A 24,818-nucleotide genomic window follows, 5' to 3' on the forward strand; every position below is an offset into this window, starting at 1 on the left:
ACGCCTCACCGGTAGAGGGCGGACTGGGCGTTCTCTCGCAGGCTGCGGGCCACGCTTTCGGCTGCCTTCCGCAGTTCTTCCTCGATCTGTTCCATGGGCGGGGCGGACACCCGGGGCTCCGCGTACGGCAGGGCCAGTACGCGTCGCGCGCGGAGGTACGTCGGGGGATGGGTCGCGTCCACCCGGGTCTTCTCGGCGCGGGCGGCCTCGCGGCGTCGTTCGAGTTCGGCGTCCGGGACGGCGTCCACGGCGGTCCGGAGGGCCGCCCACAGGTTTCCGGTGCCGACGGCCACCGTGCTGGAGCCGAGGAAGCGGCCCGCGGATTCGGCTCGGGTGGTCAGGACGTCCAGGAGTGAGGCGGCGGCCTCGGTGCCGGCCGTCCGGGCCTGCATCTCGTCGGCACGGTACTCGGCGTGCTGGGAGGAGCGGTACAGCAGGAACTCCTGCAGCAGGATCACGCCGCGCACCGGGACGCCCAGGAGGGCGTGGAGGCACTCGGTGATGAAGGCGGACGCGCCGTCACCGGGCCGCCACCCGAAGCTCGCGAACAGGCGGAGCTGGTGGAGGGAGTGGAGCGCGCCGCCGACGACGAGGCCGTGCCTGGCGTCGCCGTTGCTGGAATGGGCCATCTCGTGGGCCAGGAGCGCGACGCGTTCCTGCGGGCTGAGGAGAAGCCAGAGCGGGTAACCGATCTCCACCAGGTGGCTGCGCCGCCAGCCGTACGTGCGGAACGAGGCGTTGACCGCGCCGCTGATGGCGATCAGATCTGTCCTCGGCGCCCCCAGGTCCGCGCCGATGCGGTCGACGAGCGCGTACAGGTGCGGGGCGTCGGAGCGGGTGAGGGGGACGGCGTAGGCGGGGAAGGGGGCGGGGCGGGGGCGCAGCAGCCAGGCGAGGTCCAGCGCCACGAGGCCGAACAGGATGCCGCCTATGGTCAGGCGGGTGACCAGGTAGACGCCGGTGACCAGGAAAGCCGGCGCCAGAAGGTGGACGAGGAAAGCGAGGATGTAGCCCGCGGTCCGGGACGCGCGGCCGGCTGCCCGTGGCGACGGGGCGGGGGCCGATGGAGAGCGCCCCGGAGACGCGGTCGGTAGCTCGGCGGGCATGGCGAACAACGTGCCAGAAGCCCGGCACGGCGGCAAGGCGCCCGCTCCCGCCGGCGCCCTGCCCGTCGCGGCCGGCTACCTCAGCGACGCCGCCGGCCTGACCACCGGGGCGACCGTCTTCGGCTCCGTGCTGGCGGGCCTCGCGGTCGTCGGCGGCCTCGTGGTCCTCGCCGGCAGGCGCGGAGCGGCGGAGCCGGGGTAGGCGCCATCTGTCGCGGGCCGGAGCCGGCCGGCCGCAAATGTCAGGGGGGCGGGAGGAACTTCGCCCGGCTCAGGCTGATCGCGGGTACTCTGCCGGACGTGCGGCGAATGATCACTACTCGCGGGTTATGGCTGGCGCTGTCGGCCGCGGTGGTGGCAGCGGTGGCGATCGTGGTCATCGCGCGCTCCCGCCGCCGGCCGACGGGGCGGCGCGCGGCCCGGCAGGGCGACGAGACCTCTCCTCGGGCCGCGACCGTGGCGCAGTGGCCCCCGGCGCCGGTCCTCGGCACCCCCACCGCCGAGGATCTCGCACGGTACGCCACCCGGCCGTCCCTCTTCGACCGTCCCGCGTTCACCTCGTTCTTCGCGGGAGGTGGGCCGAGGGAGCCGCTGAACGAGGCGGCCCGGCGTCGCCTGACCCGCTGGGGCGTGGCCGGACTCACGCTGCTCCTGCTCGCCGCCGGTGCTCAGGTCCTCGAGTTCGCGGTGTTCTCCAAGGAGACCGGGGGAGGGACTCGCGTCGAGGCCGCGTTCGGGTTCCAGTTCGAGGACGCGTCGTGTGACGAGCCTTCCCCGGACGGCCCCGCCCCCTGCTTCTTCGCCACGGTCGGGCCGAAGGACGCGCCGGCCGGCGACCAGCTCCCGGCGGACGATCAGCTCCCGGGTACGCAGCTCCTCCTGGACACGCAGCCCCCGGTCGCGGAGGACGCGTCGAGTCCCGACGCCGACTGCCTGCCCGGGGACGCCCGCCCGCGCGTCCGGAAGCCCGACCCGAAGGTGACCCGGGCTGTGAACCGGCAGTGGCGGCGGATCGAGGTGTGGCTGAAGGCCAACGCCCCCCGGAGCTACCGCACGCTCGGCAAACCCGCGAAGCCCGAGGCCATCGCGGCGGCGGAGGCGTCGACGGGCCTGCGGTTCCCCGACGACCTGCGGGCCTCGCTCCTGCGGCACGACGGGGCCGTCATGACGAACGGCACCTGGGGCTTCGGCTTCCTGGGCAACTCGAACATGGCCGCCCTGGACATCCGCGACACGTGGCGAGGGATGTGCGAGATCGACGGCGACGTCGAGTTCGCTGATCCGCGTATGGACTGGTGGGACGGGCGGATGCTGCCCTTCGGCGCCAGCGGGACGGGTGACCACCTCGTGATCGACTCGGTGAAGGGCGACGTCGGCGAGACCGACCACGAGGGCAGCATGGGGTTCACGCCGGGTGGAGTCCGCATCCGTTCGTACCACGCCCTGCTGAAGGCCACCGCCGACGCCCTGGAGACGGGCGGCTCCATCGGCTACTGGCAGCCCAAGGCCGTAGCCGGTGAGCTGGCATGGGAGGTCCGGTGACCGTTGACACCGTACCTTCCGTCCCATGAAACTCTCCTGAAACGGGAAACGTCCGTTCTGTAAACGTTTACGGGAGATATCCATGCCCAGGTGGAGTGGTGCCGGGTTGCTCGCCGCCCTGGCGATGGTCCTGTCGCTGGCCGTGCCGGGTGAGGCGGTCGTGCGGGCGCCGAAGGGCGGGACCCTGACCACCGGCTCGGCACCCTCGAAGGCGCTGGGCGAGAACATCGCGTTCAACCTCTACCTGCCGTACGGGTACGAGACCGGCAAGGACCGCCATCCGGTGCTGTACCTGCTTCACGGCCGCGGCGACACGATGCAGGCATGGACCCGCGTCAAGGACACTCTCGACCAGATGATCCGCACCAGGCGGATACCGCCGGTCATCGCCGTCATGCCGGACGCGCCGTGGAGCGAGCGCGGAAGCTGGTACGTCGACTCCCGCTACACCGGCGCCGACCTGCCGGGCCGCCCGGTGGAGACGGCGCTGACGCGTGACCTGGTGGCGCACGTGGACGCGACCTACCGCACGGCGCCGATCCGCGAGGCCCGCCTGATCGGCGGCTACTCGATGGGCGGGGCCGGCGCGCTGCGCTTCGTGCTCGCCCACCAGGACCTGTTCGGCGCCGCCGTCGTGCTCAGCCCGGCCGTCTACACGCCGCTGCCCCCGTCCGACTCCTCCGCCCGCGACCACGGGGCGTTCGGCAGTGGCGCCCAGAAGTTCGCCGACGACGTGTACCAGGAGCTGAACTATCCGGCACTGCTGCCGAAGCTCGACCCCGACCGGCCCGTACGGCTCTTCGTGGCCGTCGGCGACGACGAGTACGCCAACCCGGCCCCCGCCGACGCGCACCACGACCTGGACTTCGAGTCCGCGGCCCTCTACAACGCCGCCCGGCGGTCGCAGGCGGTCTCCGCGCAGCTCCGCGTCCTCGACGGCGGCCACGACTGGACCGTCTGGTCACCCGCGTTCGAACAGGCGATGGCCGAGCTCGGCCCGGGCCTGAGCGTCACCCCGCCAGTCGGCCTGCCCGCTCCGCTGCTGGGCACGGCCGCCGCCGACTGGGCCGGCGGCGTCGCGACCCACGCCGACGGAGCGGTCACCACCGGGTTCGCGGCCGGCGGCCCGGTGGCCGGCCAGCCGTACGCGGGCCGCCTCGACGCGGTGCTGACCAGCACGGGCGCCCGCACCTGGACCAGGCAGCTCGGCACCGCGGCCGACGAGCGCCTGTACGGCGTGGCGGCGCTGCCCGACGGAGGCGTGCTCGCCGCCGGGTACACCAAGGGCGATCTCGACGGCCGTCACCCCGGCAACGCCGCCGACGACGCGTTCGTGGCCCGGCTCGACGCGGGCGGGACCGTTCAGTGGATCACCCAGTTCGGCGCTCCCGGCGCGGCCGACCGCCTCTACGGCCTGACCGCCGCCCCTGACGGCGGCGCCTACGTGGCGGGCTACACCAAGGGGTCGCTCGACGGCCCCAACAGCGGCGACAAGGACGCCCTGGTCGCGCGCCTCGCCGCCGACGGCACGCTCTCCTGGGTCCGCCAGTACGGCGGCGTGGGCGAGGACAAGGCATACGGCGTGGCCGGTGACGCCACGAACCTCTACGTCACCGGCAGCACCACCGCCGCCCTGCCCGGGACGAACGCCCTCGGCGGCCTCGACGGCTGGATCGCCGGGTACGCGCCCGACGGGACCAGGCGGTGGGCCACCAGCGCCGGAGGATCCGGCGACGACCGGCTGAACGCGGTGACCGTCACCACGGCGGGCCTGGCCGTCGCCACCGGGACGAGCGGCGGCGACCTGCTCGCCGCCGCCTACACCAGCGCGGGCCGGCAGCGCTGGAACGCCGCCCTCGCCACCCCGGCCGCCGACGAGGGCGCCGCCGTGGCGTCGCTGCCGGGCGGCGAGGTCGAGGTCGTCGGCTACACCAGGGGCCGGGTCGGCGTGATGGCGGGCGGCGCCGACGTCCTGACGGTCCGGCTGGACAGCAAGGGCGAACAGCGCGGCGCCGCGCAGTTCGGCACGGCCAGGGACGACGCCGTCGACCTGTTCGCCGAGCCCAACCTGTACGCCGCCGCCACCACCTCGGGCAAGGTGGCCGTCTCCGGCCTGACCTACGGCACCCCGGCGGACGGCACGGCTCCCGGCAACGGCGACGTCTTCGTGACCACCATCGACCCGCCGACCGGACTGCCCGCCCGCTGACGGGGACGCTCGCTGGCAGGGGCGGCCTCTGGCGGTAGGGGCCGTCAGCGGGCGCGCGCGGCGGTCGGGGCGGGAGCGGGCAGAGCGCTCCGAGGGCGGCCGTCCGGACCGCCGAAGGTGCCCTCGCGGCGGATCGTGTGCCAGCGCAGCCGTACCCCCAGGACCGCCGTCGCGACGGACTGGATCACCACCAGGTACATCAGCTGCCGGTAGACGAACTGCTGCAACGGCAGCACCCACAGCGCGGAGGCCCGCTCCCCGTCGAGGCGCAGCGCGTACCAGCCGGTCAGCGCCTGCGCCACGACGAACCCCGCCCACACCGCCACCACCGGCAGCGGGTCGCCCAGGGCGGTGCGGTACAGCGCCATGAGGTCCACGACGGGAGCCAGCAGCGGCAGCACCACCTGGAACATCGCCAGGTATCCGAGGCAGCGGCGGCCGAACGGCCCGGGCTCCAGCACCGCGCGCCGATGCTTCCACATGGCCTGCAGGGTGCCGTAGCACCAGCGGTAGCGCTGCTTCCACAGCTGGCCGAGCGACGTGGGCGCCTCCGTCCAGGCCAGTGCCCTCTCCTCGTAGACCACGCGCCACCCGGCCCGGCACAGCGCCATGGTCAGGTCGGTGTCCTCGGCCAGCGTGTCGGTGCTGACGCCGCCGAGCGCCATCAGGGCCGACCGGCGGAACGCACCGATCGCGCCTGGCACGGTCGCCATGCAGTCGAGCAGCTCGAAGGCCCGCCGGTCCAGGTTGAACCCGATGACGTACTCCATGTGCTGCCAGCGCCCGATCATGCCGCGCCGGTTGCCGACCTTGGTGTTGCCGCTGACCGCCCCGACCGCCGGGTCGGCGAGCTGACGGATCAGCCGTCCGATGGTGGCGGGCTCGAAGACGGTGTCGCCGTCGACCATGATGAGCAGCTCGTGCCTGGCCTGCGTGATGCCGGTGTTGAGCGCGGCGGGCTTGCCGCCGTTGGGTCGCCGGATCACCCGGACGTTGCCGTACCCGAAGGCCGCTGCCAGCCGGGCGGTGTCGTCGCTGGAGCCGTCATCGACGACCAGCACCTCCACCTCGCCCGGATAGTCGGTCTCCACCAGCGAGCGCACCGTCGCCTGGATGCCGGCAGCCTCGTTGTAGGCAGGCACGATCACGGTGACGGGCGGGGGCGCGGACCACGCGGGCGCGCGTCCCTTCCGCCGCTTTCCTCCCCTGGTACGGCGGGCGTGCACCCACGCCAGAACGGCGAAGAAGGTGAGCCGCCCCAGCGTGAGCGCCCCGGCGGCGAACAGCACCCAGGACAGCGCATCCGTGAACGCCCCGGCGGCGCGCTGGGAGGTGTTCAGCACGGCGCCGACGAACCTGTCCATGTCGCCCGCCTGCCGATGGGCGGACGGCATGCCGAGAGCGCCGGTCACGGTGACCGCCCGGTACCCCTTGCCGGACAGCTCGGTCAGGACCCGGTCGAGCCCCTCGACGGTCTGCCGCCTGTCGCCTCCGGAGTCGTGCATCATGACGATCGCCCCGCGTCCCCGGGCGGGCAGCGCCGCCGCGGCGATCCGGTCGGCGCCGGGCCGGCCCCAGTCCCTGGTGTCGAGATCCGTCAGCGCGACCAGATACCCTTCGCCGGCCAGCGACCGCATGCCGTCCCACTGCGGGACGGTGATCGCGGCGGGCGTCGAGGAGTACGGCGGGCGAGCCAATGTCGTGTGCAGGCCCGTCGCTCCGGCCAGCGCCTTCTGCGTCAGCGACAGCTCCAGCCTGAACCGCCAGCCGGGGACGGTCGCCAGGTCGGCGTGCGTGTAGGTGTGGTTGCCGAGTTCGTGGCCCTCCGCGACGATCCGTCGGGCCAGCTCGGGGTACTGGGCGACCTTCGAGCCGACTGCGAAGAACGTCGCCTTGGCTCCGTGTCTCCTGAGCACGTCGAGGACCTGCGGGGTCCAGACGGGGTCGGGGCCGTCGTCGAAGGTGAACGCGATCGTCCTGCCGGGCAGGCGGGCGTTGGACGGCGTGCCGCTCGTGAGGTTCAGTACGGGGCCGCCTCGCCGCGCCTTCGACAGCTCGGCGGAGGGGCGGCCGGTGGCGGGCGGCGCGGCGTGGGTCTCACCGGTGACGTTGACCACGTACCCGTTGAGCGTCAGGGCGGCGGCGACGAGCAGCAGGCCGACGGCGAGCAGGAACCAGTGACCGCGCGGGTCGGCGGGCTGCCTGGCGGCCGGCTCCGGGAGAGGGCCGGGAGGTGGGGGTGGCTGGTCACGCCGTTCCCCCGAGGAGGGGTCCTGCCAGGCGGGGACGGGCCGAGGCGGCCAGACGCGGGTGTCCTGACCGGTCATTTCTTCGGCCCCTTCGTCCGGTTCGGGTCGCGCCCCGGGGGGATCCGCGTGGTGGTCGTCGGCTCGGCGGTTTCGGCCGGCGCGGTCGTCGGCGCATCGGTGGGCTGCTCGGACGGATCCGGCCGCTCACTCGGCTCCCGGCTGGGCGAGGGCCGCCGCGTCGTGGTCGGCTTCGGCGTGGGCCGTGGCGACGTCGTGGCGGTCCTGTCCCTGGTCGTGGAGGTGGTGGGGGTGGGATGGGCCGATGCGGGGGAGGGCGTCGGCTGCTTGGACGGACGCGTACGGGGCGTCGGGGACCGGTGCGGCGAGGAGGTGGCGCCGACGCCTCCGGGATGGTCGCCCGGCCATCCGCTCACCGACAGTGTCGTGCCGGAGAACACGCCCCCGATCACCACCGCGAGCACCGCCAGGGCGAGCACGCTGGACATGACCGCGACCACCATGACCAACCGCCTGCGACGGCCGCTCTGGTCGACGAAGACGGCGGTGTTGGAATTGCGCTGCTCAGGGGACACGCCGAGTGATGGTAGTGGCCATTGATAACTTGTGGGGAAATCTGGGCTTTCACGAGGAGCGACAGGCGGCTGACCGTGGGCAGTCACCGCGGCCTGCCGGACATGGCCGCGTGCCCCCGGCGCCGAACAAAACGGCTCGACGGGGGGAAGTCGGAATGACTACCTTCCGACACGACAGAGGCAGCGTCGTGGAGGGGCGAACTTGAGGCGGAGAAGCCCGCAGGAGAAGAAGCAGCTGAGCTACACGAAGGACCGGCGCAACAGCTACGGCGAGAACGACAAGAGTTCACGCAAGAACATCCCCCGGCGCAAGAAGGCGCCTCACCGCGCCAACCGGCGACGCGCGAGCCAGGTTCTCGACTTGGCGGTGGGGGGAGACGGCGAGACCGCCGAACTCCGGCTGCTGTCCAAGCGCTTGAAGTCGTGGCAGAAGTACCCGGACGCACCCCTCGGCGAGGTCGTCCAGGACAAGCTCGAAGAGAGAATCCGGCTCGCCCCCGGCAAGGACGCGACACGTGACGCCGAGCGCGTCCAGCGCGTCCGGCGACGGCTGCGCCTGCCTTCCATATGAGCCTCTGGCCAGGTGATGCGCGACGCGGGCGCGGCCGCACAGGGTCTGCACACCGGCTGCGCGTCGGTCAGCCTGGCTTCGCAGGGCACACCGGGGGACTGTGTTCTGCCGTGGTGGCCCTCGTGGCTGCCCTCGTGGGAGCGTGAAGTGTCGGTGGGGGCTGGCATGATGCGCCGGACATTCCGATCGATGCCCGCGACGGCGGCGGACCGCGCCTGATCCCGCCCGGCCCTCCGGCCCCCACCGCGCTGGTGGAAGTGAGGCGCACCGTGACCGAGCCCGGCCGCAGGACGTTACGCGCGATGGCCGCGCCCCTGGCGGTCCGGGACTTCCGCCGCTACCACCTCGGCCAGACCGCCTCCTTCTTCGGGGACGCGCTGACGCCGCTGGCGATCGCGTTCGCCGTGCTCGATCTCACCGGCTCCCCGGCCGACCTGGGGATCGTCGTGCTGAGCACCCGTGTTCCGGTGATCGCGCTGACCTTGCTGGGAGGTGCGCTCGCCGACCGGTTCCAGCGCCGGAACGTCATGCTCCTCGCCGACATGGTCCGCTTCCTGGCGCACGGGCTCACCGCGGCGCTGCTGCTCACCGGGACGGCTCACGTGTGGATGCTGGTGTGTCTGCAACTCGTGGCCGGCATGGGGTCCGCGCTCTTCAACCCGGCCGCCGTAGGGCTGGTGATGTCGCTGGCCGGCAAGAACCTCCTGCAGGAGGCCAACTCCCTGCTCTCGATGTCGCGCAGCGCCGCCTCAATCGTGGCGCTCGGCGCCGCCGGGGCGCTGGTGGCGACCGTGGGGCCGGGATGGGCGGTCCTCGTCGACGCGCTGATGTTCCTGATCAGCGCGGCGTTCCTGAGCCGCCTGCCCCGCGCGGTCGCCGAGGAGCGGCCGCCGCGGCGCCCCGGCCTGCTGGCGAGCATCGGCGAGGGGCTCGGGGAGGTCGGCAGGCGATCATGGCTGTGGGTCTGGATCCTCCACGTCGCTCTCACGAACCTGATCGCGGTGTCGCCGGTCCTGGTGCTGGGTCCGTACGTCGCCGAGGAGCATCTCGGCGGAGCGCCGGCCTGGTCGGCGATCGGCATCGCCTACGCCGTCGGAGGGCTCGCCGGAGGCGTCGTCGCCGCCCGGTGGAAGCCCGCGCGGCCCATGGTCGCGGCCTTGTCGTTCTTCCTGTTGATGGCGCCGCTCCCCGCCCTGCTCGCCGTGCCCGCCGCGACCTGGCTGCTGGTGCCCGCGGCGGGCCTGGCCGGTCTGCAACTGGTGGTCTACAACGTCTTGCAGACCACCGCCCTCCAGCGGAGCCTGCCCGAGGAGATCGTCGCGCGGGCCGGCTCCGTCGTCATGCTCGGGGCGCTGGTGGCCGCCCCGGTCGGCATGGGGCTGGCCGGTCCCCTGGCGGCCGTGGCGGGCGCCGGCACGGTGCTCGCGGTCAGCGCGGCGCTCGGCGTCCTCTTCACGGTCGCGACCCTGCTGGTCCCGGCGGTGTGGCGGGTCCGGGCCGAATATCAAACCGTGGTCTGACGCGCGGGGCCGCGGCGATCCGCCAAAGTGTCTCTGGCAGACCGGCTCGGCAAGCAGGGAGGACCTGGACGTGCACGCCCCGCGCAAGAGATCCCGCAGGCTGTGGGCACGGCTCGTCGCGGCGCTGGCGGTGCTGCTCGTGGCCGCCGTCGCCGGAGTCGCCCTGGCCTATCCCTCCGTCGCGGCGACCACCTGCCCCGGCTGCTACGGCCTCACCGAGCTGGAGCCCGGTGTGTACGCCGAGAAGGACCTTTCCGACGAGCAGCGGGAGCAGATCCGCCGCACCGTGGCGAGCGCCCGCGACCGGATCGAGTCCTTCTACGGCACGCCGCTCAGCTCTCCCCGCCTGCTCGTCTGCATGACCGACGCCTGCTACTCCCGCATAGGCGGGAAGAAGGAGCGCGGCATCGCGATTCTCAACCGGTCGGTGATGCTGTCCCCCCGGGGCCTCGACGCCGTGATCGCCTCTCATGAGATGTCCCACGTCGAGCTGCACGCCCGCCTCTCCTCCGGCGTGGACGTGCCGCAGTGGTTCGACGAGGGTTTGGCGGTCGTGGTCTCGGACGATCCCCGCTACCTCGCCCCGGCGACCTCCGGCGACCGGTGCACGACGCCTCCGGCTGGGCCGCTGCCCGTGACGCTGGAGGAGTGGCTGGCCGCCGCGAGCAAGGACGTCACCACGTACGCCCAGTCCGCCTGCCAGGTGAACCGCTGGCTGCGGGCCAACGGGGACCGGCAGGGCCTCATGTCCCTGATCGGCCGCCTCAACACTGGCGCCTCCTTCGCCTCGGCCACCCGGTGAGACCGACCTGCCCCAGCGTCCCCGCACAGGCTCGCCGGGGCCGGCGCGTTCGGGTGTTCCTGGCGCTGGGCTCGTTACCAGCCAAGCGCCGACGCGAGATCGGCGGCCGTGCGGAAATGCACTCCGGTCATGCCGAGTGACCTGGCCCCCTCCACGTTCTCCAGCCGGTCGTCGACGAACAGGCACCGCTCGGGCGCGGCCCCGGCCAGCTCCGCCGCGAGCTCGTAGATGCGGCGGTCAGGCTTGGCCAGCCCGACGCGCGCGCTGCTGACCAGCGCGTCGGCGAAGTAGGTCAGCCCCATCCGGTCGAGGTGCTCCTCCACGGTGTCCATGGCGTTCGTGACCAGCACCACCGGCACGTGCTCCTGCGCCTTCGCCAGCAACGCCCGCACCTCGTCGTCCACCCAGAACGGCACCTCGATGAACTCGGCGACCGCCTGCCTGGCCCGCTCGTCGTCGCCCAGGGCCACGGCGATCGCCTCCGCCCACTCCCGTTCGGTCGTCACGCCCAGAACGGCCGGGCCGATGAAGGCGGGGTCGAAGGCGGTCCGCATCAGCGGCAGGCCGTAGCGGGCTTCGATGTCGGCCTGGACGGCATGGTCGAACTGGCGAAGCACACCGTCGAGATCGCAGAGCACTGCGTCAAAGGGGGTCACAGCCGCCATTGTGCCGTGCACATGGGATCGGGATCTCCTTGACGCCGACGGCTCGACGTGGGCTACCACCTCGTCATGGCTGACTGGACTGATTATATTCTGGATGTGTAATATCCAGGTTATGCAGATGGGTGAGGGTGTGGAATGGGCACTGCACAGCTGCCTCAACCTGGCCTGGGCGGAGCCCGGCGAGGCGGTGCCGGCGGCCAAGCTGGCGGCCTTCTACGACCTTCCGGCCGCGTACCTGAACAAGCAGTTGCAGGCGCTGGCCCGGGCCGGGATCGTCGCCTCCGTCTCCGGGCCGCGCGGCGGGTTCCGGCTGGCGCGTCCACCGAAGGAGATCACCGTGCTGGACGTGGTGACGGCCATCGAGGGGACTCAGGAGGCGTTCCGGTGCCAGGAGATCCTGCGGCGCGGGCCGGGCGGCAGTGAGTCGGTCGACTATCGCAAGTTGTGCGTCGTCTCGCAGGTGATGCGTGGCGCGGAGCTGGCGTGGCGGAAGGAGCTGGCCGGGCAGACCCTGGCTGACCTCCAGTCGCGGGTGGAGGCCCGGTCGCCCCGGACTCCCGCCGTGACCCGGCAACGGCTCCTCGACCTCTAAGGGGCCGGCCGTGGCCCCGGCGGCGGTTCCTCGACCTCCAGAGGGCGGACGTGGCCCCGACGGTGGTTCTTCCACCTCTGAGGGACGACCTGCAGGGAGCGTTGGGGAGGCGGCAATTCTGTAGGCACATTCTGGTTATTTCATATCCGAGAAGGGGAAAGAAGTGAACATGCAGGCTCGTATGCCGGACGTGTACAAGCTCGCCGCCGGCGGCCACCGGGCGCTGGCGGCGATGGAGTCGTTCCTGAACGGCAGCGACGCACCGCAGGAGACGCTGGAGCTGGTGAGACTGCGGGTCAGCCAGATCAACGGCTGTGGCCTGTGCGTCGACATGCACGCACACCAGGGTCACCAGAAAGGGATCACCCAGGAGCGGCTGTGGGCCGTGGCGGCCTGGCGGGAGGCCCCGTTCTTCACCGACGCCGAGCGTGCGGCGCTCGCGCTGGCCGAGTCCGTCACCCGCATCGCCGACAACCCGGACGGTGTGGAGGAGGAGGTCTGGCGGGAGGCGGCGGCGCACTTCGACGAGCCGGCCCTGGCGGCGCTGGTGATGGCCATCGCCTCGGTCAACGCCTGGAACCGGATCAACGTGGCCACCCGGCAGATCGCCGGCTCCTACCGGTGACCTCTGTCAGCTCCGGAAGGCCTGCCTGAGCGGGTGGTGTCCCCATGTTCATGTGGGAGTAGCGCCGGGGCGGCGTCCGCACCGCCCCGGGCGGACGCCGCGCCACCAGGTCGGCCGCCGCGCGGTGACCGTCCGTTCGTCGTCAGTCATGGCGGTCCTTCTTCTGCAACGCCGACGGCTTGTGCACGGCGGTCCGGCCGCTCTTGTCGCTGCGCACGCGGTACTGCGGGTCGTCGGGCGAGGCGTTCACGGTGCGGCCCGCCTCCTCGGCCCGTTGCGTGATCTTCTTCTCGACCTCGCCCGAGGTGGACGAGCCGTGGCTCTGCCAGGTGACCTCGTCGCCTGCCGAGAGTTCGTCCTTCTTGCGCTTACCGGTCATGACCCGCGGATACCCGTGGAAGTACCGCCGGAACACCCAGCGGTCAGGGTTGTCCCACCTTGCGGAGCACCACGCCGAGCAGGCGATCCGTGGTCATATATCCGGAATGGCGGGAGTCGTGTGAACGGTCTGGGTTGTCGCCCAGCACAACCAGATGCCCGGCGGGTACATGTGTGCCGGGGGCGGTTCGCAGCGGGGGCACCGTGTCCCGAGGGATCGGGTCACCCGGTACGGCCGATACTCGCTTGATGATCCAGCGGGGGCCCATGCCCTGCTCGTCCCCGGCCGGTCGTGGCACGGGCACCCCGTTCGCCCGCGTGCGCGCCGGACGGTGACCCAGGCCGGTGAGGACCACGACCTGCCCCCGGCGCAGGGAGCGGGGCGACGTCCGCCGGACCACCAGGCGCTCACCCGGCCGGTACGTCGGCAGCATGCTCTCCCCCTGAACGGTCACCACCACGTACCGCCTGCGCAGCCAGACGACGGCGAGCACGACGGCACCGGCGAGCACACCCACCAGCACGCCGGTCATCGAGCGGCCTCCGCCGGTCGGGCGTCCTCTGCCGGTCGGACGTCCGCTGGGCGGGTGACCTCCTCCGGGCGGGCGTCGTCCCGGTAGCCGCTGGCCTGGCGGGTGAACAGCCGGGCGTACGTGCCGCCGTCCGCCAGCAGCGTGGCGTGCGTGCCCTCCTCGGTGACGACGCCGTCGGCCAGCACCACGATCCGGTCGGCGTCACGGACCGCGCCGAGGCGGTGGGAGATCACCACGCTGGTGCGGCCGGACCTGAGCGTCGCGAGCCGGCTGTGGATCTCGTACTCGGCCTCGGGGTCCAGGCCCGCGCTGGGCTCGTCGAGGATCATCAGGTCCCGGTCGCTGCGCAGGAACGCCCGCGCGAGCGCCAGCCGCTGCCACTGCCCGCCGGAGAGCAGCACGCCGTCCGTCTCCCCGTTCTCCTGATCGTCGGCGACGTCCTGGGCGAACTCGCGGCTCAGGAGCGTGTCGTAACCGCGCGGCAGAGCCGCGACCGCGTCGTGGACGCCGGCGTCCCGCGCCGCCCGCTCGGTCCGCGTCCGGTCCCGGGCCGCGCGCAGGTCGCCCACCGCGATGTTGTCGGACGCGGTCAGCTCGTACGCCACGAAGTCCTGGAACACCACGCCGATCCGGGCGCGCAGCGTCTCCGGCGGCACGTCGCGGATGTCCACGCCGTCCCACAGGATCGCTCCGCGCGTCGGGTCGTAGAACCGGCACAGCAGCTTCACCAGCGTGCTCTTGCCGGCGCCGTTGCGGCCGGCGAGCGCGACCGTGCAGCCGTGCGGGATGAACAGGTCGACGCCGCGCAGGATCCACGGATGATCGTCGCTGTACCGGAACCAGACGTCGCGCAGCTCGATGCCCCGGCGCAGAGGCGGCAGCGACCTGGGGGAGCGCGGCGCGGGCAGGTCGGGTCCGGCGGTCACGATCGCGACGTGATGGTGGAACGTCAGCAGCTGCTCGTAGGCCATCACCCCGGCCGACACCATGACGTTCAGCGCCGACTGGACCCCGGCGGCGGCCGCCACGAACATCGACACGTCGCCCACGCTGAGCTCGCCCCGGCCGGCCGCGAGGATCGCCCACACCAGTCCCACGCCGATCACGCCCGCCGAGGCGCCCGACAGGCTCGCCTGCACGGCGAACTCACGCCGATCCATCCGGCGGCGCGCGGCGTCGGCCGTCCGCAGCTCGGTCAGCATGCGAAGGCGCAGGAAGGCGCCGAGGTCGAACAGGCGGATCTCCTTGGCGGCCTCCGCCGTGGACATGAGGCGCGCGTAGAACAGCTCCCGGCGCTCGGCCGGCCCGATCCGCCACAGCATGGCGACCCGCTGCCGCGACATGCGCAGCTCGATGAGCAGCGCCGGCACGGCCGACAGCACGACGAGCACGGTGAACGAGGGACTGATCAGCAACAGGGAGCCGACGAACCCGGCGACGGTCACCGTGCTCCGCGCGGCGGACAGCGCGGTGTCCACCAGCCTGCCCGGGTTGGTGGCGCTCTGCTGGGCCAGGCGCAGCCGGTCGAGGAACGCGGGGCTCTCGAAGCCGGCCAGTCCCGCGAAGCCGGTCACCGCCTCGAACAGCTCGTCCTTGGCCCGCAGCGCCGCCCGCCGGTCCACCTCGGCACGCAGGTACTGCGCGGCGTGCGCCGCCGCCGCGGCGGCCGTCGTCACGACGGCCATCGCCACCGCCAGGCCGAGCAGCGCGGTGGTCCGCCCGTGCGCCAGTCCGTCCAGCACGGACTTCGTCAGCCACGCCAGGGCGATCGGGGTGGCGGCGCCCACGAGAGTGACCGCCAGGTATCCGAGGAGGTGGGCCGGGGCCGAGCGCCACACCGTCCGGGCCGCGCGTGCCGCGCAGCCCGCCAGGCCGGCGGGCGTCGGTACGGCGCCCGGCCGGCGGCTGGTCACGCCGGCGCCCCGGCCGGCAGCCGAGTGACCCGAGGCGCCGTGGCGAGGAGCTTGCCGCCCGCGGCCACCTGGAAGAAGGTCGGGAAGGCCTGCACCTTGAACGCCTCGGCGACCTGCGGCGACGTCCGCTCCACGATCACCTGCGCCACGGGTGACAGCGTCGTGACCAGCTCTGCGGGGTCGCCCGAGCGGCCGTCGACGACCGCGAGCACCCGTGACCGGTCATGGCGCGCCGCCCAGGAGGTCAGCTCCGGAAGCTGCTCGTGGCAGCCCCGGCAGTCCGGGGACAGGAACGCGACGACCGTCCCCTCGGGCAGGCCGTCCCGCGTCACGCGGACGTCGTCCACGGTCGTCGCGTCGAAGTCGCCGACGGCCTCACCGATGGGCAGGCTCGCGCCGGCTCCGGGCGGGCCGCCCGCGCCGACGACCTCGTACAGCGCGTCGATCAGCTTCGTGTGCTCCCGGAGCCGCCGGACCACGCCGAGGGTCAGCAGCAGGTCCACCAGGCACAGGACGCCGACGAGGACCATGATGGCGACCAGGTAGGGCACAAGACACCTCCGTGTGGAAAAGGGCATGAGTGTGCCCGGCCGCGGCCGTCCGCGGCCGGGCACCGTTCAATCACAGGTGCCGGTTAACCGCAGGACCTGGTGGCTATGCAGCCGCCGCAGTGGTGGCTGCCGTTCGGGTAGTAGCAGCAGTACTTCCAGGTGGTGCGGTTGCAGCACTGGTAGTCGCAGTCGGTCGCCCGAGCCGCGGTGTGCGGCGCGATCAGCTCCAGGAGCCGGTCGGCCATTCTGGTCACGACGCGCATTGAACCTCCCTGTGGGGGTTCCGGGTGGGCCCTCCCTCACCCGGCACGGCAGGGCCACGGCCGTCCTGCGCCGTCGTCCCGCCGCACGTCGCAGCCTGCGCCGGGGACCTCAGCGATTTCTCAATGATTTCTCAACGGCCTGCCGCGGGGGGCGGGGCGTGGGCGGCGATGCGCTCGCGTACCTTGCCGGCCTGCGCGTCGCCGACGGCGTCGTAGCACTCCGCCGCTCGTTCCCAGGCGGCGAGGGCGGCCGCGGTGTCACCGGCCCGCAGCTGGGTCTCGCCCAGGCGGACCAGCGTCTCGGCGGCCGGGTGCAGGTCGTCGCAGCCGCGCAGCAACTCCGCCGCCCGCTCGTAGCACGCCACCGCCTGCGCGAAGTCCCCCTTGCCCTGCAGGATGTACGCGATGCTGTCCCAGGCGTGCCCCTCGCCCTGGGCGTACCCGAACTCGGCCAGGATGCGCTGCGCCCTCCGGCAGTCGGCCAGCGCCTCGTCGTAGTCGCCGTTCTGGGCCCGCCACCAGCCCGCGTTGTTCAGCGCCCGCGCCTCGCCGATGACGTCGCCGGCCCGGCGGAACAGCTCCCGCGTCCGCACCGCGTGCTCCAGCACCTCGCCGGGGCGGATCTCGGCCAGCGAGACCGTCAGGCCCAGGTGGACGTGCGCCTCCAGGACCGGCTCGTCCAGGAGCCGGTACAGGCCGACGGCCTGATCGAAGTGCTCGACCGCCTCCTTGTGGCCGCCCAGCCTGGCATGGGCGCGCGCGATGCTGCTGTGGCAGCGGGCCTGGGCCAGCCGGTCGCCGGCCCGGCCGGCCGCGTCCAGCGCCACGGCCTGGACCCGCAGGATCTGCTCCCACGGACCTCGGCGCTGCATGAACTCCGCGAACGCCCACGCCAGCTCGTACGCGTGCCGGTCCAGCCCGGCCTCGGTCGCCTGCGTCAGCAGCGCGGGGAGCGCCACGCACGCGTCGGCGTACCACCGCAGGGCGTCCGCCTGCCCGGCGAACCGCTCCACCGCGGCCCCGCGCGCCCGAGGCCGTAGCTCCAGCCTTTCGCGATGGGGGTAGCACGCCTCGCTCGCGGCGCAGGCCGAATGCAGGTAGTAGTCCAGCAGCCGCCGCGTCGCCCCGCGCCGCACCGCCCGGCTGTCGGCGGCGCGCTCCTGCTCCGACGCGTACACGCGCAGCAGGTCGTGCAGCCGCAGGCGGCCGGGCGTGCGCATGTCGACCAGGCCGGCGCGGTCGAGCCGCACGGCCAGCTCCCTGGCCCGGTCCACCGGCAGGGCGGCCAGGCTCGCCGCCGCAGCGAGCGGCACATGGGGCCCGGGGTGCCGCCCGAGGCGCCGGAAGAGCCGGATCGCGGGCTCGGGCAGGTCCCGGTACGACCGTCCGAACACGGTGCGCAGGTCGATCGCCGGGTCGCTGTGGGCGAACGGCGCCAGATCCGCGCCGGCCCGTGAGAGGTCGGCGGCGACTTCGGCCAGCGGCAGGTCGGTGCGCTGCGCGAGCTGCGCCGCGACGATCGCCAGCGCGAGCGGCAGCCGGCCGCACTGGCGGATGATCAGCGCGGCGGCCTCCGGCTCGGCGGCCAGCCGCGCCTCGCCCAGCCTCGCGGCCAGGAGGTGGTAGGCGTCGTCATCCGCGAGGACGTCCAGCCCGACCAGGGAGGCGCCCGCGGCGACCGCGAGACCGGACAGCTCCGAGCGGCTGGTCACCAGCGTCAGGCATCCCGGCGCGGCGGCCAGCAGCGGGCGTACCTGGTCGGCCCCGCGCGCGTCGTCGAGCACGACGAGGACCCGCCGGCAGGCCAGCACGCTGCGGTAGAGCCCGATCCGGGCCTCGACGCCCGACGGCACCTGCGCCTCCGGGACCCCGAGCGCGACGAGGAACCGGGGCAGGACCATCGCCGCGTCGGCCGAGCCGACCGTGCTGAGATCGGCGTACAGCTGCCCGTCGGGGAAGTGGCCGCGATGCAGGTGCGCCCAGCGCAGCGCGAGTGACGACTTGCCCACGCCCGGCGGTCCCGAGATGGCGCAGACGGCCGCGGTGCCCGCCGGTTCGGCGGTCGCGACGGCGGCCAGCCGTTCCAGCTCGCTCTCCCGTCCGACGAAGCACCGGAGGTCGACCGGTAGCTGGGCGGGGACCACGCGGACGGTCTCGGCCGCGTCGCCGGACAGCAGCAGTGTCCGGTGCATGCGGCGTAACTCCGTGCCCGGCTCGACGCCCAGCTCCTCGGCGAGCGTCTGCCGTACCCGGGCGAAGTGCGCCAGGGCCTCGGCGGTCCTTCCCCACGCGTGCAGGGCCTCGATCAGCGCGCTCGCCAGCAGTTCGTCCAGCGGGTACTCGTCGGCCAGCGGCGACAGCGCAGCCACGGCCGCCGCGGCGTCGCGCCCGGTCACCAGCCGGGCCCAGCGCAGCGTGGCCTCCTTGCGCTCGTCACGCAGGCGGTGGCGGGCCCGCTCGGCCCATCCGCCCGGCAGCCCGGTCAGAGGGTCGCCGCGCCACAAGGCGAGAGCCTCGCCCAGCAGCGGCGCCGGGTCCGGCTCGGCCGTCGCCTGGAAGGTGAGGCCCCGGAACCGCGACACGTCCACCGCGGACTCGTCCACGTCGAGCAGGTAGCCACCGGGCCGGTGGACCACGGCGCCGTCATCCTTCAGGAGCTCGCGGCGGATGCGGGTGATGACGGTGTACAGGGTGCGCCGCGCGCCGGGCGGCACCTGCTCGCCCCACACGCGGGCAAGGAGCGACTCCACCGGCACGACCCGGCCGGCCTCCCACGCGAGCGCGGCGAGCGTGAGCGCGACCTGCGGAGGGCGCACGGGCCGCAGCCGGCCCTCACGCTCCACCTCGACAGGTCCGAGCAGTCGAATCAGCACGACGTCCATCCCTTGCTCGTGGATCTTCGAGCGTAACGAAACCCGTGGCGCCGATACCGGTGATCTTCCCTTGCGCACGCCTCCTGTGGACATGTGCCTCCGGGACACGCTAGAGTCCCTTTAAGTCAGCCAACTAACTTAGTGAAGGGCAACAGCCATGATCGTCGTCACTGGAGCCACCGGCAACGTCGGCCGCGAGCTCGTCAACACCCTCGTCGCCGCGGGCGAGCGGGTCACGGCCGTGTCCCGCAGCTCCGCCCAGGTCCCCGACGGAGTACGGCACCACCGGGCCGACCTGAACGACCCCGTGAGCCTGCGCCCCGCGCTGGACGGTGCGGAGGCGGTCTTCCTGCTCGTGGCCGGGGACGACCCGCGCGCGATCCTCAAGGAGGCCGCGGGCGTCAAGCGCGTCGTGCTGCTGTCCTCGCAGGGCGCGGGCACCCGGCCCGAGGTCTACCGGCACCCGGTCATGTTCGAGCAGGCCGTACGCGAGTCGGGGCTGGACTTCACGATCCTGCGGCCGGGCGGGTTCGACTCCAACGCCTTCGCCTGGGCCGAGTCGATCCGGACCGCGCGCACCGCCGCCGCGCCCTTCGGGGACGTCGGACTGCCGACCATCGACCCGGCCGACATCGCCGAGGTCGCGGCCGCGGTGCTGCGCGAGTCCGGGCACGCCGGCCGTACGTATGAGTTGACCGGGCCCGCGCTCACCACCCCGCGCGAGCGGGCGGCGGCGATCGGCGAGGCGCTCGGCGAGCCGGTGCGGTTCGTGGAGCAGACCCGCGAGGAGGCGCGGGCGCAGATGCTCCAGGTGATGCCCGAGCCGGTCGTCGAGGGCACGCTGACCATCCTGGGCGAGCCCACCGCGGCCGAGCAGGCCGTCAGCCCCGACGTCGAGCGCGTGCTCGGACGCGCGCCCCGCACCTTCGCCGACTGGGCCGCCCGCAACCTCCCCGCCTTCCGATGAGCACGGACCGATGAGCACGGACCGACGAGCGCGGACCGATCAGCGCGGACCGATCAGCGGGGGCCGATCAGCGCGGGCCGATGAGCGCGGAGATCGCTCGTCCGCGGGTGCGAGGACTTCCGTGAGTACGACGATCGGGACGAGTGCGGCGGTCGAGCGTTTTCTCGCCGAGCCGTACGTGGCCACCCTCACCACCCTGCGCCCGGACGGCTCGCCGCACGTCGTCGCGGTGCGTTTCACCTGGGACCGTGCCGCGGGCCTGGCCCGGGTCCTGACCACCGGCACCACCCGCAAGTCCAGGAACCTCGCCCGGCCGGGCGGGCGTGTGGCGCTCTGCCAGGCGGTGGGGTTCCGCTGGGTGACGCTCGAAGGCGCCGCCACGGTCCATGACACGCCCGAGCGGGTGGCCGAGGGCGTGCGCCGCTACGCCGCCCGCTACGGGGCGCCGCCCCCGAACCCGCCCGGCCGCGTGGTCATCGAGATCGCGGTCGACCGCGTCACCCGGCTCAACCTCTGAAACCCCTGACGAAGGACCACCAGATCATGCCTGTTCAGCACATCCTCGACTCCACCATGCACCACCGCGAGTCCGGCGCCGGGACGCCGATCGTCTTCCTGCACGGCAACCCGACCTCGTCCTACCTGTGGCGGGACGTCATGCCGGCCGTGGGCCCCGGACGGCTCCTGGCCCCCGACCTCATCGGCATGGGCGAGTCGGGCAAACCCGATATCGAGTACACCTTCGCCGACCACGCCCGCTACCTCGACGCCTGGTTCGACGCGCTCGGCCTCCAGGACGTGGTGCTGGTCGGGCACGACTGGGGCGGCGCCCTGGCCTTCGACTGGGCCGCGCGCCACCCGGACCGGGTCCGCGGCATCGCGTTCACCGAGACCATCGTCAAGCCGATGACCTGGGAGGAGTTCCCCGAGGGCGGCCGTGAGCTGTTCCGGGCCATCAAGACCGAGGGCGTCGGCGAGGCCATGATCCTGGACGACAACACCTTCATCGAGCAGGGCCTGCCCGGCACCACCGCGACGCCCCTCTCCCGGGGGGACCTGGACGTCTACCGCAAGCCGTACCCGACGCGCGAGAGCAGGTTGCCGCTCCTGCGCTGGCCGCGCTCGATGCCGCTGGGCGGCGAGCCGGCCGACGTCGTGGCCAGGATCGAGGCGTACGACCGGTGGCTGGCGGACAGCCCCGACGTTCCCAAGCTGCTGCTCACGTTCGCGCCCGGGCCGGGGGCGATGATGCACGAGGCCATGGTCGCGTGGTGCGCCGCCACCATGGCGGGCCTGGAGATCGAGCGCTCCGAGGCCGTCGCCGGGCACCACACGCCGGAGGACCAGCCCGCCCTGATCGCCGCGGCCGTCTCGTCCTGGGCGGACCGGCACGGGCTCCGACGAACCGGCACGGAATAACGCCGCAGGTGTCACGGCTGACCCGTGGCGTGACCAAGATTCTCGTGACCGGTGCCACCGGCAACGTCGGCCGGGAGGTCGTCGCGCGGCTCACGGCCGCCGGCGTCTCCGTCCGGACGCTCGTGAGGGACGCGCGGCGGGCCCCGGAGGGCGTCGAAGCGGTCGAAGGGGACCTGGCCGTCCCGGCCACGCTGGAGCCGGCGCTGGCCGGGGTGGAGACGGTGTTCCTGATCTGGCCGTTCCTCACCGCCGAAGGCGCCCCGCCCGTCCTCGACGTCCTGGAGCGCCACGTGAGGCGCGTCGTCTACCTCTCCTCATCGGGGGTGAACACGTCGGGGGTGGACGCGTCAGGGGACGACGGCGCCTCCGGGCGGCAGACCGACCCGATCAATCAGCTCCATGCCGACATGGAGCACCTGATCACCGGGTCCGGTCTGGAGTGGACCGTCCTGCGGGCCGACACGATCGCCTCCAACACGCGCGGCTGGGCCGCCCAGATCCGCGACACGGGCGTCGTACGCGGTCCCGAGATCGCCCCCACGGCGGTGGTCGACCCGCGTGACGTCGCGGCCGTGGCGGCGCTGGTGCTGGCCGGCGAGGGGCACGCGGGGAAGACGCACGCGGGGAAGACGTACGTGCTGACCGGTCCCGAGGTGATCGGGCGGGCCGATCAGGTACGGGCGATCGGGGAGGCGGTCGGGCGCCCGCTGCGCTTCGAGAAGGTCCCCGTGGAGGAGGCGCGGGCCCGGATGCTCGCCGACGGCCGGCCTCCCGCGCTGGTGGAGGCCCTGCTGGCCGCCGCCGGGACGCGGGCGCGGTCCGCCGTGGTCACCACCACGGTCGAGCAGCTCACCGGCGCGCCGGCACGTACGTTCGCCCGGTGGGCCGCCGACCACGCCGCCGACTTCCGCTGACCACCCGCCCGCCGCGGCGGCCCGGTTTCCCGGATGCCGGTGAGGTCTGAAAGCCGCCGGTGTCACCCGTGTCGTGACTGTTTGGCTGAGTCGTTCCCTGAAGCAGCCATCAGCCTCCGAACGGAAACCCATGTCCACGGCAGTACTCACCCGCTCGCGCCCGCCCATCGTGGGCTGGCTCGCCGTCACCACACTCACCCTCGGCATCTTCGCCATCGTCACCAGCGAGATCCTGCCCATCGGCCTGCTGACCACCATCGCGGCGGACTTCGGCGTCTCGGAGGGCACCGCGGGCCTGACCATGACCCTGCCCGGCGTCGTCGCGGCGGTCGCCGCCCCGGTCGTCACCCTGGCCACCGCGCGCCTGGACCGCCGGGTGATGCTGTGCGCCCTCATGGTGGTGCTGGCCGTGGCCGACGTGCTGGCGGCGGTCGCCTCCGCCTACTGGATGATGCTGGTCTCCCGGGTACTCGTGGGGCTCACCATCGGTGGTTTCTGGTCCATCGGGGCCGGGCTGGCCGCCCGGCTGGTGCCGGCCCGGTCGGTCGGCACGGCCACGGCTCTGATCTTCTCCGCCGTGCCGCTGGGGTCGGTGCTCGGCGTGCCGGCCGGAACCCTCATCGGGCACGTCGCGGGCTGGCGGACGGCCTTCCTCGCCCTGGCCGTCCTGTCGGCCGTCGTCCTGGCGGCCCTGCTCGTGCTGGTGCCCCCGCTGCCCGCACGGCAGGTCACCAGCGCCCGGGTGCTGCGCGACCTCCTGCGCGGGCGGGGCACCAGGGTCGCGCTGCTCGCCACCGCCCTGGTCGTCCTGGCCCACTTCGGCACCTACACCTACGTCACGCCGTTCCTGGAGCAGGTCACCGGGCTCGACCCGGCCTCCGTCAGCGCCGCCCTCCTCGCGTACGGGGTGGCGGGCATCGCGGGCAACTTCGTGGCCGGCCGGGCCGTCGCCGTGGCCCCGCGGGGCACGTTCGCCGCGGCCGGCTGCCTGATCGCCGCCGCGACGCTCCTGCTGCCCGTGGCCGGTACGCGGGCCGGCGGCGCCTTCGCGCTGCTCGTGCTCTGGGGGCTGGCCTACGGGGCCGTTCCGGTCTGCTCCCAGGCGTGGTTCGCCAGGGCCGCCCCCCACGCGCCGGAGGCCGCCACGGTCCTGTTCACCTCGTCGTTCCAGGCCACGTTCGCGCTCGGCGCGCTGCTCGGCGGGGTCGTCGTGGACGTGGTCTCCGTCTCGGCGGTGATGGTGTGCGGCGGTCTGACGGCGCTGCTCATGGCGGCGTCACTGGGACGGCTGGGTCGCTCCGGCTGACGCCGGAGCGTGCTCACGCAGTACGCGCAGCAGGCGGCGCATCGCCACGATGCCCGCCAGCGGCCCCACGGCGAGCACGGCGAACGCCCAACGCCAGCCGACGGCCTGCTCGGCCGCCGGCACCAGCCAGATCGTCGCGCCGGTCAGCAGGAAGCCGAACGCCATCTGCAGTGTCAGCGCCGTGCCCACGTAGCTCTGGTCGGCCAGCTCGGTGACCAGTGCGGAGAACTGCACCGAGTCGCCGACGACGCTGTACCCCCACACCAGGCTGACCACGACGAGCAGCCAGAGCGGCGCTCCCATGAGCAGGCCGATGAAGGCGGCGCAGGCCGCCGAGACGGCCATCATGCCGATCGCGGTGCGCTCGCGGCCGAAGCGGTCGCCGAGCATGCCGCCGGTGTAGTTGCCGAGGCCGCCGACGGCGAAGACGGCGAAGGTGACGTAGACCCCGAGGAGCGAGCCGTCCATGCCGTGGACGCGCAGCGCGGCGGAGACGAACAGCAGGAACCACGTCCACATGGCGTACAGCTCCCACATGTGGCACAGGTAGCCGACCACGGCCAGCCGGGTGCCGGGGTCGCGCAGGATGCGCCGGGCTTGACGGGGGTCCAGCACCGCGGCGGGGAACGGGTACGGGCCCTCCTCGGCGACCGTCAGCGTGATGAGCCCGCCGGCCACGGTGAGCACCGAGGTGGCCACGATGACGGTGCGCCAGTTCAGCCCGCCGAGCCCGTTGATCAGGTGCGGGACGCCGGAGCTCACGGTCAGCGCGCCGATCAGCAGGCCCATCGCCGCCCCGCGCCCGTCGCGGTACCAGGTCGAGATGAGCTTCAGCGACGGCGGGTAGACCCCCGCGATGAACAGGCCCGTGGCGAAGCGGGCCAGGCTGCCCGTGAGCGCGTCGTGAGTCAGGAGCAGCGCCAGGTTGGCGACGGCGGCCCCGATCGAGCTCAGGAAGATCAGCCGGATGGGCGGCAGCGCGTCGGAGACGACGAACACGGCCGACAGCACGGCGCCCGCCACGAATCCCCACTGCACGGAGATCGTCAGCCAGGCCGCTAGGTCGGGGGTGAGCTGCCACTCCTGCCGCACCTGCGGGATCACCGCGGTCGCGGAGAACCAGGTCGACTTCAGCAGCAGCAGCGTCCCCGCGAGGACGAGCAGGTTGCGGCGGGCGTCCGGACGGGCCACGGGACCGGTCCTTTCTCGACGGCGGTCAGGCCAGGA

Annotated in this window: 24 protein-coding genes; 13 read left to right on the top strand and 11 right to left on the bottom strand. The window is 73.2% G+C overall.

Annotation, left to right across the window (positions count from 1 at the left end; all coding sequences use genetic code 11):
* Positions 1–5: 5 nt before the first annotated feature.
* Positions 6–1,106, bottom strand: coding sequence for a M48 family metallopeptidase (locus AB0H64_RS35140; RefSeq protein ID WP_357633343.1), 1,101 nt, complete (start codon positions 1,104–1,106; stop codon positions 6–8).
* Between AB0H64_RS35140 and AB0H64_RS35145 the strand changes: the two genes are divergently transcribed.
* The 3 genes from AB0H64_RS35145 (at position 1,105) to AB0H64_RS35155 (ending at position 4,857) form a co-directional block, all read left to right on the top strand.
* A complete protein-coding gene (locus tag AB0H64_RS35145) occupies positions 1,105–1,308 on the top strand; it encodes a hypothetical protein (protein ID WP_357633346.1) in 204 nt (67 codons plus the stop codon). The two genes, AB0H64_RS35140 and AB0H64_RS35145, sit on opposite strands and share 2 nt — an antisense overlap.
* A gap of 107 nt (positions 1,309–1,415) precedes the next feature.
* The gene (locus AB0H64_RS35150) at positions 1,416–2,648 is read left to right on the top strand and encodes an SMI1/KNR4 family protein (protein WP_357633516.1); all 1,233 of its coding nucleotides are present in this window, start codon (positions 1,416–1,418) and stop codon (positions 2,646–2,648) included.
* 82 nt (positions 2,649–2,730) lie between these two features.
* Positions 2,731–4,857, top strand: a complete 2,127-nt coding sequence (locus AB0H64_RS35155) for an alpha/beta hydrolase-fold protein (RefSeq protein ID WP_357633349.1) — start codon at positions 2,731–2,733, stop codon at positions 4,855–4,857.
* Between the two features lie 44 nt (positions 4,858–4,901).
* Here AB0H64_RS35155 and AB0H64_RS35160 read toward each other — a convergent pair whose 3' ends face one another.
* Complete coding sequence (locus AB0H64_RS35160; RefSeq protein ID WP_357633352.1) at positions 4,902–7,184, bottom strand: bifunctional polysaccharide deacetylase/glycosyltransferase family 2 protein; 2,283 nt, start codon at positions 7,182–7,184, stop codon at positions 4,902–4,904.
* A complete protein-coding gene (locus tag AB0H64_RS35165; protein ID WP_357633355.1) occupies positions 7,181–7,699 on the bottom strand; it encodes a hypothetical protein in 519 nt (172 codons plus the stop codon). Before AB0H64_RS35165 ends, AB0H64_RS35160 begins: the two co-directional genes overlap by 4 nt.
* Before the next feature lie 202 nt (positions 7,700–7,901).
* On the opposite strand from AB0H64_RS35165, the gene AB0H64_RS35170 reads away from it, so the two are divergent.
* The 3 genes from AB0H64_RS35170 to AB0H64_RS35180 all read left to right on the top strand — a co-directional run bounded on the left by AB0H64_RS35170 (position 7,902) and on the right by AB0H64_RS35180 (position 10,592).
* On the top strand, positions 7,902–8,270 hold the full coding sequence (locus tag AB0H64_RS35170) for a hypothetical protein (RefSeq protein WP_357633358.1): 369 nt from the start codon (positions 7,902–7,904) through the stop codon (positions 8,268–8,270).
* 269 nt (positions 8,271–8,539) lie between these two features.
* Positions 8,540–9,790: an MFS transporter gene (locus AB0H64_RS35175; protein WP_357633361.1), complete on the top strand. Its 1,251-nt coding sequence runs from the start codon at positions 8,540–8,542 to the stop codon at positions 9,788–9,790.
* Positions 9,791–9,860: 70 nt separating this feature from the next.
* Positions 9,861–10,592 carry a hypothetical protein gene (locus tag AB0H64_RS35180; RefSeq protein ID WP_357633364.1) on the top strand — a complete coding sequence of 244 codons (732 nt, stop codon included), beginning with the start codon at positions 9,861–9,863 and terminating at the stop codon, positions 10,590–10,592.
* 74 nt (positions 10,593–10,666) lie between these two features.
* On the opposite strand, the gene AB0H64_RS35185 is transcribed toward AB0H64_RS35180, so the two are convergent.
* Positions 10,667–11,248, bottom strand: a complete 582-nt coding sequence (locus AB0H64_RS35185; protein WP_357633367.1) for an HAD-IA family hydrolase — start codon at positions 11,246–11,248, stop codon at positions 10,667–10,669.
* A gap of 127 nt (positions 11,249–11,375) precedes the next feature.
* On the opposite strand from AB0H64_RS35185, the gene AB0H64_RS35190 reads away from it, so the two are divergent.
* On the top strand, positions 11,376–11,849 hold the full coding sequence (locus AB0H64_RS35190) for an Rrf2 family transcriptional regulator (RefSeq protein WP_357633370.1): 474 nt from the start codon (positions 11,376–11,378) through the stop codon (positions 11,847–11,849).
* A 169-nt stretch (positions 11,850–12,018) separates the two neighbouring features.
* Positions 12,019–12,474, top strand: a complete 456-nt coding sequence (locus AB0H64_RS35195; RefSeq protein WP_357633373.1) for a carboxymuconolactone decarboxylase family protein — start codon at positions 12,019–12,021, stop codon at positions 12,472–12,474.
* 142 nt (positions 12,475–12,616) lie between these two features.
* On the opposite strand, the gene AB0H64_RS35200 is transcribed toward AB0H64_RS35195, so the two are convergent.
* The 6 genes from AB0H64_RS35200 to AB0H64_RS35225 all read right to left on the bottom strand — a co-directional run bounded on the left by AB0H64_RS35200 (position 12,617) and on the right by AB0H64_RS35225 (position 18,985).
* Positions 12,617–12,853: a DUF2945 domain-containing protein gene (locus AB0H64_RS35200; RefSeq protein ID WP_357633376.1), complete on the bottom strand. Its 237-nt coding sequence runs from the start codon at positions 12,851–12,853 to the stop codon at positions 12,617–12,619.
* A gap of 43 nt (positions 12,854–12,896) precedes the next feature.
* Complete coding sequence (locus AB0H64_RS35205) at positions 12,897–13,385, bottom strand: S26 family signal peptidase (RefSeq protein WP_357633378.1); 489 nt, start codon at positions 13,383–13,385, stop codon at positions 12,897–12,899.
* On the bottom strand, positions 13,382–15,298 hold the full coding sequence (locus AB0H64_RS35210; protein WP_357633380.1) for an ABC transporter ATP-binding protein: 1,917 nt from the start codon (positions 15,296–15,298) through the stop codon (positions 13,382–13,384). The genes AB0H64_RS35205 and AB0H64_RS35210 overlap by 4 nt, the downstream gene beginning before the upstream one ends.
* A complete protein-coding gene (locus AB0H64_RS35215; RefSeq protein ID WP_357633383.1) occupies positions 15,295–15,849 on the bottom strand; it encodes a hypothetical protein in 555 nt (184 codons plus the stop codon). Before AB0H64_RS35215 ends, AB0H64_RS35210 begins: the two co-directional genes overlap by 4 nt.
* A gap of 83 nt (positions 15,850–15,932) precedes the next feature.
* Positions 15,933–16,112: a hypothetical protein gene (locus tag AB0H64_RS35220; protein ID WP_357633386.1), complete on the bottom strand. Its 180-nt coding sequence runs from the start codon at positions 16,110–16,112 to the stop codon at positions 15,933–15,935.
* A gap of 131 nt (positions 16,113–16,243) precedes the next feature.
* Positions 16,244–18,985, bottom strand: a complete 2,742-nt coding sequence (locus AB0H64_RS35225; RefSeq protein WP_357633389.1) for a BTAD domain-containing putative transcriptional regulator — start codon at positions 18,983–18,985, stop codon at positions 16,244–16,246.
* Positions 18,986–19,142: 157 nt separating this feature from the next.
* Here AB0H64_RS35225 and AB0H64_RS35230 point away from each other — a divergent pair, with 157 nt between their 5' ends.
* The 5 genes from AB0H64_RS35230 (at position 19,143) to AB0H64_RS35250 (ending at position 23,591) form a co-directional block, all read left to right on the top strand.
* Entirely contained in the window at positions 19,143–19,952 is an 810-nt protein-coding gene (locus AB0H64_RS35230; protein ID WP_357633392.1) for an NAD(P)H-binding protein, read from the top strand.
* A 121-nt stretch (positions 19,953–20,073) separates the two neighbouring features.
* Positions 20,074–20,469: a TIGR03618 family F420-dependent PPOX class oxidoreductase gene (locus AB0H64_RS35235; protein ID WP_357633395.1), complete on the top strand. Its 396-nt coding sequence runs from the start codon at positions 20,074–20,076 to the stop codon at positions 20,467–20,469.
* 26 nt (positions 20,470–20,495) lie between these two features.
* The gene (locus AB0H64_RS35240; RefSeq protein WP_357633397.1) at positions 20,496–21,371 is read left to right on the top strand and encodes a haloalkane dehalogenase; all 876 of its coding nucleotides are present in this window, start codon (positions 20,496–20,498) and stop codon (positions 21,369–21,371) included.
* Between the two features lie 29 nt (positions 21,372–21,400).
* Entirely contained in the window at positions 21,401–22,285 is an 885-nt protein-coding gene (locus tag AB0H64_RS35245; protein WP_357633399.1) for an NAD(P)H-binding protein, read from the top strand.
* Between the two features lie 130 nt (positions 22,286–22,415).
* Positions 22,416–23,591 carry an MFS transporter gene (locus AB0H64_RS35250; protein WP_357633402.1) on the top strand — a complete coding sequence of 392 codons (1,176 nt, stop codon included), beginning with the start codon at positions 22,416–22,418 and terminating at the stop codon, positions 23,589–23,591.
* On the opposite strand, the gene AB0H64_RS35255 is transcribed toward AB0H64_RS35250, so the two are convergent.
* The gene (locus AB0H64_RS35255; RefSeq protein WP_357633405.1) at positions 23,562–24,782 is read right to left on the bottom strand and encodes an MFS transporter; all 1,221 of its coding nucleotides are present in this window, start codon (positions 24,780–24,782) and stop codon (positions 23,562–23,564) included. The genes AB0H64_RS35250 and AB0H64_RS35255 overlap by 30 nt on opposite strands.
* Positions 24,783–24,818: the final 36 nt, after the last annotated feature.

Source organism: Nonomuraea sp. NPDC050733, from assembly GCF_040654215.1.
Lineage (GTDB): Bacteria > Actinomycetota > Actinomycetes > Streptosporangiales > Streptosporangiaceae > Nonomuraea.